The organism is bacterium, from assembly GCA_030654305.1.
GTDB lineage: Bacteria > Krumholzibacteriota > Krumholzibacteriia > LZORAL124-64-63 > LZORAL124-64-63 > PNOJ01.
In genome coordinates this window covers 1-2,699 of record JAURXS010000395.1, presented here as the reverse complement: position 1 = coordinate 2,699, position 2,699 = coordinate 1, and the positions used below count along the sequence as shown (strand labels likewise).

Annotated in this window: 3 protein-coding genes; all 3 read right to left on the bottom strand. The window is 77.7% G+C overall.

What is annotated here, in order from left to right; all coding sequences use genetic code 11:
- The coding region (locus Q7W29_11350; GenBank protein ID MDO9172413.1) for an ATP-binding cassette domain-containing protein at nucleotides 1-1,172 on the bottom strand (1,172 nt) is incomplete at its 3' end.
- Nucleotides 1,169-2,032, bottom strand: a complete 864-nt coding sequence (locus Q7W29_11345) for an ABC transporter permease (GenBank protein MDO9172412.1) — start codon at nucleotides 2,030-2,032, stop codon at nucleotides 1,169-1,171. The genes Q7W29_11345 and Q7W29_11350, both read right to left, overlap by 4 nt.
- A partial coding sequence (locus Q7W29_11340; GenBank protein ID MDO9172411.1) for an ABC transporter permease occupies nucleotides 2,029-2,699 on the bottom strand: 671 nt, incomplete at its 5' end. The genes Q7W29_11345 and Q7W29_11340, both read right to left, overlap by 4 nt.

The following is a 2,699-nucleotide window of genomic DNA, read 5'->3' as shown; positions in this document are numbered from 1 at the left end:
CCGGCGGCGGCGAGCAGAGCGGCGGCGGCGAGGCGGGACGCGGCCACCGTGCTGCCGGCCGCGCGCGCCGCCTCGGCGACGGCGTCGCCGCAGGTCTGCCGCGGGTCCAGCGAGGAGTACGGGTCCTGGAAGATCATCTGCGCGGCCCGGTGGGGCCGGCCGCCGACGGGACGGCCGCCCACCTCGATCGCACCCGTGGCCGGCCGCAGGTGCCCGCACACGGCCCGTGCCAGCGAGGTCTTGCCGCACCCCGACTCCCCCACCAGGGCGAGCGACGAGCCGGCGCCGATCGTCAGGTCGACGCCGCGCACCGCCACGATTTCGGGATGGCCGCCGTGTCCGGGATACCGCACGTCGACGCCGCGGCAACTCAGGGCCGGAGCGCCGACGCCCGCGGCCGCGCCCGCACCCCGGTCCGCGTCACCGGCCGAGCCGTCCACGTCGCCGACGACGGCGTCCGCCGCTGACCCCGCCGTGACGCGCCCCGACTCCAGGCGCAGGACGCGGTCGGCGAGGCCCGCCGTCAGGCGGGGATCGTGGGTGACCAGCAGCAGCGACATGCCGCGGCGGCGCACGAGGTCCCCCAGCAGCCCCGTGACGGCGGCCCCGACGGCCGCGTCCAGGGCCGTGGTGGGTTCGTCCGCGACGAGCAGCGCGGGGTCGCCGGCCAGGGCGAGCGCGAGCGCGACGCGCTGGCGCTCGCCGCCGCTGAGCTGGTGGGCGTAGCGCCGCGCCACCGCGGCGGGGTCCGGCAGCAGCACCTCGGCCAGCAGTTCCCGGGACCGCCGGTGCGCGTCCCGACTCCCGTCGCGACGCAGGGCGCGCAGCGTCTCGACCAGCTGGTCCCCGACGCGCACGACCGGGTCCAGGCTCGCCAGCGGGTCCTGGAACAGCATCCCGATGTCCCGGCCCAGCAGCCGCCGGTGAGCCGGGCCGGGAGCCACCGGCTCGCCCCGCCAGCGCAGGACGCCCGACACGCGCGCCCGCGACGGCAGCAGGCCCAGCACGGCCAGGGCCAGCGACGACTTGCCGGCGCCCGACGGTCCGACCACCGCCACGACCTCCCCCGCGTCGAGCGCCAGGTCCACGCCGCGCAGGGCCGCGCGGCCGCCGTCCGGACCCGGGTAGGCCACCCGCAGGGATTCGCAGCTCAGCAGGCGGGGGGCGCTCAAGAGCCACCCGCCTCGGGTGTGTCGTGGCGGCCGCCGGCACGCGGGTCGAGGGCGTCGCGCAGGGCGTCCCCGAGCAGGTTGTGGCCGACCGCGGTCAGCGCGATCGCGAGGCCGGGGAACGCGGCCAGCCACCAGGCGTCGGCCAGGTGGCGGTGGCCGTGTTCGATCATGGCTCCCCAGGACACGGTCGGGTCCTGGGCGCCCAGGCCCAGGTAACTGAGGAAGGACTCCAGCAGGATCGCGCCGCCCACGCGCAGCGCGGCCGCGAGGACGACCAGGGGCAGCACGTGCGGCAGGACGTGGCGGGCGGCGAGCCGCCACGCCGGCAGTTCGAGGCTGCGCGCCGCGACGACGAAGGGCCGGTCGCGCAACGCGAGCGTCTCGGCCCGCACCAGGCGGGCCACGCCCATCCATCCCGTGGCCGCGATCACCGCCGCCACCAGCGCCAGGGAAGGCGCCGCGACGGCCGCGAGCAACAGCACCAGGAACACGCGGGGGAAGGCGAGGAAGAGGTCGGTCAACCCCATGAGCGCGCGGTCGAGTCGCGAGTGGCCCAAGCCCGCGGCGAGCCCCACCAACGTGCCCAGGAGCACGGCGCCCAGCACGCCGGACCAGCCCACGGCCAGCGAGGCGCGGCCGCCCAGCATCAGGCGTCCCAGGACGTCGCGGCCCAGCGCGTCGGTCCCCAGCGGGTGCGACGTCGACGGGGCCAGCAGCCGCTCGGCGGCGGTCCCCACCCGCAGCGGATCGCCGGGCGCCAGCGGTCCGGCCAGGGCCGCCGCCAGCAGCGGCAGCAGGATCAGGATCAGTCCCGCGCGCCCGCCGGCGTCGTGCCGCAGGGCGCGGCCCACGGCGCTCACGTCCGCCCCTCCCCGCCCGTCCGCGCGCGCGGGTCGACCACGCGGTAGAACAGGTCGGCCAGCAGGTTGCCGGCCACCACCATCACGGCCGAGAGCCCCGTCGCGCCGAGGATCACCGGGTAGTCGCGCGCCCACAGCGCCTCCACCGCGACGCGGCCCATGCCCGGCCAGGCGAACACGGTCTCGGTCACCACCGCGCCACCGAGCAGCGCCGGCAGGTTCAGCCCCACCAGCGTGACCACCGGCAGCAGGGCGTTGCGCACGGCGTGGCGCCAGACCACGGCGCGTTCCGACAGGCCGCGGGCCCGGGCGGCCGTCACGAACTCGGACTCCAGGACCTCGAGCACGGCCTGGCGGACGTAGCGGGCCGTGCCGACGGCGGTGGCCAGACCGAGCACCGTCACCGGCAGCACGAGGTGGCGCAGGGTGTCCAGCAGGCGGGCGGACCAGGACAGCGAGGCGTGGTCGGGAGCATGCATCCCCGAAGCGGGCAACCAGCCCAGCCCGCGGGCGAAGACCAGCACGAGCATGAGCCCGAGCCAGAAGGCCGGCAGCGAGTTCACCGCGAGACCCAGGGCGCCGACGGCCCGTTCCGCGGCCGAGCCGCGGCGGCGCGCCATCCACACGCCCAGCGGGATCGCCGTCGCGAGGTGGACCAGGTAGGCGG